Annotated in this window: 6 protein-coding genes and 2 pseudogenes; 2 read left to right on the top strand and 6 right to left on the bottom strand. The window is 40.3% G+C overall.

Annotated features, from left to right (window positions below):
- Positions 1–31: 31 nt before the first annotated feature.
- The 5 genes and pseudogenes from AAY47_RS23000 to AAY47_RS21515 form a co-directional block, all read right to left on the bottom strand.
- Positions 32–250 carry a hypothetical protein gene (locus tag AAY47_RS23000; RefSeq protein WP_235428425.1) on the bottom strand — a complete coding sequence of 73 codons (219 nt, stop codon included), beginning with the start codon at positions 248–250 and terminating at the stop codon, positions 32–34.
- Between the two features lie 256 nt (positions 251–506).
- Positions 507–1,283 (bottom strand): hypothetical protein, encoded by a 777-nt coding sequence (locus AAY47_RS19485; protein WP_047772021.1) that lies wholly within the window; start codon positions 1,281–1,283, stop codon positions 507–509.
- Positions 1,264–1,950 (bottom strand): hypothetical protein, encoded by a 687-nt coding sequence (locus AAY47_RS19480; protein WP_235428424.1) that lies wholly within the window; start codon positions 1,948–1,950, stop codon positions 1,264–1,266. The genes AAY47_RS19485 and AAY47_RS19480 overlap by 20 nt, the downstream gene beginning before the upstream one ends.
- Positions 1,951–1,990: 40 nt before the next feature.
- On the bottom strand, positions 1,991–2,308 hold the full coding sequence (locus tag AAY47_RS21105; protein WP_083446692.1) for a type VI secretion system baseplate subunit TssF: 318 nt from the start codon (positions 2,306–2,308) through the stop codon (positions 1,991–1,993).
- Positions 2,309–3,260: 952 nt separating this feature from the next.
- Positions 3,261–3,551 (bottom strand): annotated as a pseudogene (locus tag AAY47_RS21515) (IS982 family transposase); the annotation flags it as partial.
- Between the two features lie 377 nt (positions 3,552–3,928).
- Between AAY47_RS21515 and AAY47_RS19465 the strand changes: the two are divergent.
- Positions 3,929–4,813, top strand: a complete 885-nt coding sequence (locus tag AAY47_RS19465) for an IS982 family transposase (RefSeq protein WP_047772018.1) — start codon at positions 3,929–3,931, stop codon at positions 4,811–4,813.
- A gap of 25 nt (positions 4,814–4,838) precedes the next feature.
- Here the strand turns inward: AAY47_RS19465 and AAY47_RS19460 are convergent, their stop codons facing one another.
- Positions 4,839–5,285 carry a hypothetical protein gene (locus AAY47_RS19460; protein WP_047772017.1) on the bottom strand — a complete coding sequence of 149 codons (447 nt, stop codon included), beginning with the start codon at positions 5,283–5,285 and terminating at the stop codon, positions 4,839–4,841.
- A gap of 287 nt (positions 5,286–5,572) precedes the next feature.
- Here AAY47_RS19460 and AAY47_RS21510 point away from each other — a divergent pair.
- A pseudogene (locus tag AAY47_RS21510) lies at positions 5,573–6,270 on the top strand (IS1 family transposase).
- The last annotated feature ends 97 nt before the right edge of the window (positions 6,271–6,367 follow it).

The following is a 6,367-nucleotide window of genomic DNA, read 5'->3' as shown; positions in this document are numbered from 1 at the left end:
AGAATAATTAGATCACGTAATTACTGTTCATTCAATAGGCGTTAAAAGTATGCTCGCGCCCTGCCCCCTCCTTAGGGACACTGACCTCAACTTGATTTGACTGACCGATTGATAGAGGATAAGTAGCATGATGAAAACCCGGAACAGAATACGACTTCATATTCGCGGTTCGGCGTTCTTTGCGGCAAATTTTAGAACGATACATGGCTGAAATGGGTAAGGCATCCAACTCATCAGGAATAGTTGCCATAAAATGAACATCCTCTCCATTAATCGGGGGAGAGAATGATCCGCTTTGCGCACATCCTTGTATGAAAAACACAGCAAGTAGGGAGGATAATACGCTTTTATTGCATAGAGATTTCATGGGTGTTTTCCTTGTATCGCTCAAGAGCGCGTTTCAATAATTCATCTTGGTTAACATCTTGTTTAAAAAAATTGTGCAGTTTATTTAACCTGACAGACACTCAATCACAGTGGGCAACTGTCAGATTAAGTCTGAATGACTACATTTTAGTCTGTTTGCTGTTTCTTGATTCAATAATGCCCATTAACTTTTTATATTCAGGTCTAACCTCGCCATAAACAATATCGCCATTAGGATATGTCATAAATGGCCTGTCATTGTTCTTTCTATCAGTCCAAACTGAAAGCATTTGTTTCATATGCATGTAATTTATGTTAATGTTTTTAGCTGTTCCTGTTTTATACGTTAACGGATCGTGTTTCCCTATAAGGTCAAATGAAAACTCCTTACCATTTAAAAAGAGTTTTGTTAAAAGGGGAAATAAAATTATTTTTTCATGTAAATCCCCGTTTATTTTTAAATAACCGCCATCAAATTCTTGTGGTGCATTACCATCAATAACAAATGTCGTTTTAAATCCAAAGTTTTTGTTAATAAGAGGATCAATTTTTGACGTATCTTTCAGCTTTACTTCGACAGTAATATTACTCAGTTTCCAATCACACTTCCCTCCTCCCTCCTTAGGGACACTGACCTCAACTTGATTTGACTGACCGATTGATAGAGGGTAGGTGGTACCATGAAAACCCGGAACAGAATACGATTTCATATTCGCGGTTCGGCGTTCTTTGCGGCAAATTTCAGAACGATACATGGCTGAAATGGGTAAGGCATCCAACTCATCAGGAATCGTTGCCATTACATGAATATTCTCTCCATTAACTGGGGGAGAAAATGATTCGCTTTTCGCACATCCTTGTATGAAAAACACAGCAAGTAGGGAGGATAATACGCTTTTATTGCATAGAGATTTCATTAGAGCCTTCCTTATATCGCTCAAGAGCGTGTTTCAATAATTCATCTTGGTTAACATCTTGTTGAAAAATATCGTGCAGTTTATTTTCGAGTGCCATAAAAGTAGTGTTACGTTTTGCATTCAGTGGAGAGGCATCTTGATGATGTATTAATTCATCAAATTTCCCTTTTGAAACTATTAGCTTAGGCGTCTTCGTTGGCTCTAAGAAACTGAGCAATTGATTATTTATAATGGCTTGATATTTACTGCCCATAAAGTGGTCTGTTGCCATCGTCATAATCGTATCTAAATCAGGATTATTCCATTGTGGGAATATTTCATCGATAACAGACTTATCTCCCTTTAATGAGTTCACATATTTCTGTTGTTCATTCTCTAGTCCTTTATCTAACGAATTAGCTATGCTCGGAACTAAATAAAACTTATAGGTGCCATTCATGCGCCAGGCTTTTTTACCTACATAACCGATTCCATTCTTACTTTCAATTCTTTCTTCACCGATTTGCCTCGCCTGAAAGAAGCTCACGGTATTTCCTTGGTGATAATATACTTCACCAATCTCGGGGAGATGTTTTTGTATTGGAATGGTCGGCATTGTGGCCAAGGTCCAGCCAAAGCCAAAAATAGTTCCTAGTGGCCCATAAGCTTCAAATAACCAGTTATCCATATTGGTATCAAATGGCACGCTCGTTACGGTATCGGCATCATTAACATGACGAAAATGATTCAGTGAGGTTAAGGCTTTGACTCCACTTCCAGTGAAGACTCTCGGCATTCCATAAGTACAGGGCTAACGGCCAGATACGGGAGAGCATGCCGTGAACAATTTCGGGAAAATCATCCTCCAGCTTGTCCCGCAGATTGGCAATCAAAAACGCAAAGGCGTCGAAAACACGGACAATATCGGGGTCATGAGAGGAAACCAGAAATTCAGCCAGATGCGGCGACGCTTTCGCGATGTGCTCAGCCAGCTCTCGCAGGTAAGCGCGTTCTTGCAGGTACAGCAATTCCTTGTTGTTTTTCATTGAATTTCACTTACGTTTTATCAATCAGGGATCGGCATTGTGCTGAATTAAAATGGCACCCGGTGAGTTAAGGTTGTTTATTGTACATATTCATCAGTGAAATTAATTAACCAATTAAATCCAATTTTTGTCTGATTTTGGCGGAATATAGGGGGATTTGCGGAAGTTGCGCGGAAATTCAGGCAAAAATCAGGCTGACAGGAACAGCAGCAGTTTGACTCCTCCCTGACTAACCGTTAATATCTTTTTCTACAAAACGATCCATCGCCTGTCAGGATCACCTTCGGGTGGCGAACCTAAACTCCCGTAGCCTGCAAGGGAGAGCAAACATTGCGGTACATCTGCCCACCTTTGGAAGCAGATATTGTCAGGACACCTAACCCCTCGTCTGGCAATGAAGGTCTCTTAAACTAAAAGTACGCCCAAAAGGTGTTTTTATATTGCCACCGAAGTGTATTGACCGTGGATTCATACACTGACTTTTCAAATCAACATAAATCCTATTTTCTTTTATCTTCAATGAACAACGGGATGGCTTTTGCGTATCCATTCATACTTTTATCTATCCCTGTTTGAATTATTCAACAGACAATTTTCTACAGCTAATCATTAATATGACTACCGTTTGACATTTAACCTTGCGGCGTTTTGCTGTGCCTGTAGGCATTTCAACGCTGTACCACTTCGGCTGATCGATTACGGATCTTAAGGCGTCACTTTTTGCCGGTTTACCGCTGAAAGTGACGCCGCAGCCAAAGAACCACGTAACCCTGACAGGCTCACGCCTGCTTCACCACATAGTGAATCTGACACTGCATTTTATAGATTGAAAAAGGAGAACTTGACGATATCGAGGCTGGCTTTTTGCCGGTGGGGATGACCTGCTCATGCAGGCGGCAGTACCGCGTACTCAACCGATACCCCGCAATACCTCAACTTGCGTTCACTCTGGCGCACAGATATCCGTCAAAGGTAAAGCAGGCATTGCCTGTTTTGCCACATAACTGAGCAAAGTGGGGAAGTTGTGGTGGTATTGCCAAATATGCTCCAGATAAAAGTTTTTAAAATCACGGTAATGCGACATATGAAAAAGGATCAAAAGGGTCATGATTTCACTGGGATACATATGACCTTGTCGGCGGCGTAAACGATGCCCGCTATCGAGACAAAATTGTTCCCATTGAGGGATGAAAAAACGGCAAAAATCATCGACATCACAGAAAACTTCAACTAACTTGTCCATAGCCTGTTCCACCTCGGAGCGGTTTTTGGTGTGCACCAAAACTTTGCTCCCGGAACAGGCTTCTCGTCAATTTCTTATACATAATTCGGGTTAATAACGTACTGAAATGAGCAAACGTGTCTTAAAAAAGCCATTGGTTAGTTTAGACCCGTTTGTCCTGTGTAATGAAAACATTGGCCCGAATCTTACACTAATTCCTGTTACATAAATCAGCTATTAAATTCATGAAGGGAGTCCTCAGTATAAAAGTGTTTACCAACATATGAGAATTTTGTAACCTATGATTACCCGAATTCTGGATAAGAAATTGACGAGAAGCCTGTTCCGGGAGCAAAGTTTTGGTGCACACCAAAAACCGCTCCGAGGTGGAACAGGCTATGGACAAGTTAGTTGAAGTTTTCTGTGATGTCGATGATTTTTGCCGTTTTTTCATCCCTCAATGGGAACAATTTTGTCTCGATAGCGGGCATCGTTTACGCCGCCGACAAGGTCATATGTATCCCAGTGAAATCATGACCCTTTTGATCCTTTTTCATATGTCGCATTACCGTGATTTAAAACATTTTTATCTAGAGCATATTTGGAAATATCACCATAAGGATTTTCCAACCTTGCTCAGCTATCCTCGCTTTGTCAGTGTGGCTCCTTCCGTTCTGGTGCCACTATGCAGCTATCTGACTCAATTAAAAGGGAAACCCACAGGCATTGCTTTTATTGATTCCACCCGTTTGAGTGTCTGCCATAACATTCGCATCCCTCGACATAAGGTCTTTGCGGGGATAGCAAAGCGCGGAAAAAATTCAATGGGTTGGTTTTACGGTTTCAAATTACACTTGGTTGTCAATCATCAGGGGGAAATTCTAGCGCTTAAAGTGACTGCGGGAAATGTGGATGATCGGGAACCTGTTCGTGAATTATCAAAAGAATTAATAGGTTCTCTTTACGGTGACAAAGGTTATCTCAGCCAGGAATTGGCGGACGATTTAGCCAAAACCGATGTCACTTTCATCACGAAAAAACGGCGCAACATGAAAGCGTGCATGCAAGCTGAGTGGGATAAGATAATGTTAAAAAAGCGTTTTATTATTGAAACGATTAATGGGCAATTAAAATTGATTTCTCAGATAGAGCATTCGCGTCACCGAAGTCTAAGAGGATTTATGTTGACCGTTTTAGGTGGACTGATTGCTTACTGCCTTAAATTGAAGAAACCATCACTGAAAGTTTTCTACTTAGAAGAAGATGTTCCAATGATGGCTTAAGCAGAATTCGGGTTATGATTGATATTTAATTTCCTGAAAACATTAGTGACAATCTATCTTTTATATCTGAATCATTAATTTCTATTAATATATGTTTTACAACACTGTCTTCTGATAAAATCTTAAAATGACCTAAGCCTTCTGTAGATATCATCTTTGAATCTTTAACAGCATCGTTTATTTTTTTAGATTGAGAATAGTCTACATAATCATCAAATCTATCATGAATAATTATAATTTTTGAACCTACATCATCGATTTTATTATCAGCTGAAAAATCAGTCCATATAGTCTTTGACCTGAAAATTTTCTCGAGCTTACTATATAATGCATTGATAGTTTTATATTTTAAATTAACAAATGATGCTGCTCTATAAGTAGCATACTTGAACTCACATACACTAGAGATTGAGATTATTTTTTTAGCAAAAAGCCCATTTTTAAGTGCATAGAAACTGAAAAGAGCCCCCAATGAATGGCAAACAATTGCTTCAAATGGGCCAAACTTATTCTGTAGCTCTTTTAGAATAAAGTTTACGTCTAAGATAGTCGCCCCATTACCTTCAGACTCACATGTCCCGGCATATCAAATGCAATAACTCGATAGTTCGCATCGACAAGTTTTTCTATTACTTTATAAAATCTAGAGGCTCGGGAACTCCCAGGGCGCGAGCATACTTTTTAACACCTATTGAATGGGTCATGCTCCCAATGATTAGATAATATGATAAACTCCCTACTTTTTGTTATGGATGAGATATGGCTAAAGTTGATGTGGTTTGTCGGTACTGTCACAAAACTGAAGAGGTTAAAGGGCATGGAAAAGGGCGCACTGGGCATCCGCGTTATCACTGTTATGCTTGCCGTAAAACCTTTCAACTGACTTATACTTATCAAGCCTGTCAGCCCGGCATGAAAGACCAGATTATTGATATGGCCATGAATAACGCCGGTGTCAGGGATACCGCTCGCGTCCTGAAGGTCGGCATTAACACGGTCATTCGCACACTAAAAAACTCTCTCCCAGAAACATAACTACGCTGCCGCTTGCAGGGGGTGATATTCAGATTATCTGTAAAATAGACGAACAGTGGTCATTTGTCGATAACAAGCGAAATTAGCGTTGGCTCTGGTATGCCTGGGAACCCAACCTGAATCGGGTAGTGGCACATGTTTTTGGTGATCGTAGCCGGAACACGCTGAAAAAACTGCTGGCACTCCTGTCTCCTTTTAACATTCAGTTCTACTGTACGGATGATTATGCGGTTTACGATTGCCTACCTGAGGAAAAACACCTCACGGGAAAGAAATTTACCCAACGTATAGAAAGAACCAATCTCACCCTGCGTATTCGTATAAAAAGGCTGAATCGAAAAACGATAGGCTATTCCAAATCCGAAGAAATACACGATAAAGTGATAGGAACGTTTATTGAGCGTGAATACTACTTTCTCTAAGCAATCTAACCATTGGAAGCATGACCATTGAATGAGGGTTAATAACGTGATCTAATTAGCCTTATTTCTCTTCTCATTGCTCGCCCATGACCCTGAT

This window comes from Xenorhabdus griffiniae, from assembly GCF_001028135.1.
Taxonomy (GTDB): Bacteria; Pseudomonadota; Gammaproteobacteria; order Enterobacterales; family Enterobacteriaceae; genus Xenorhabdus; species Xenorhabdus bakwenae.
Note: the sequence above shows the minus strand (reverse complement) of the source record. Positions and strands in the feature narration are given on the sequence as shown.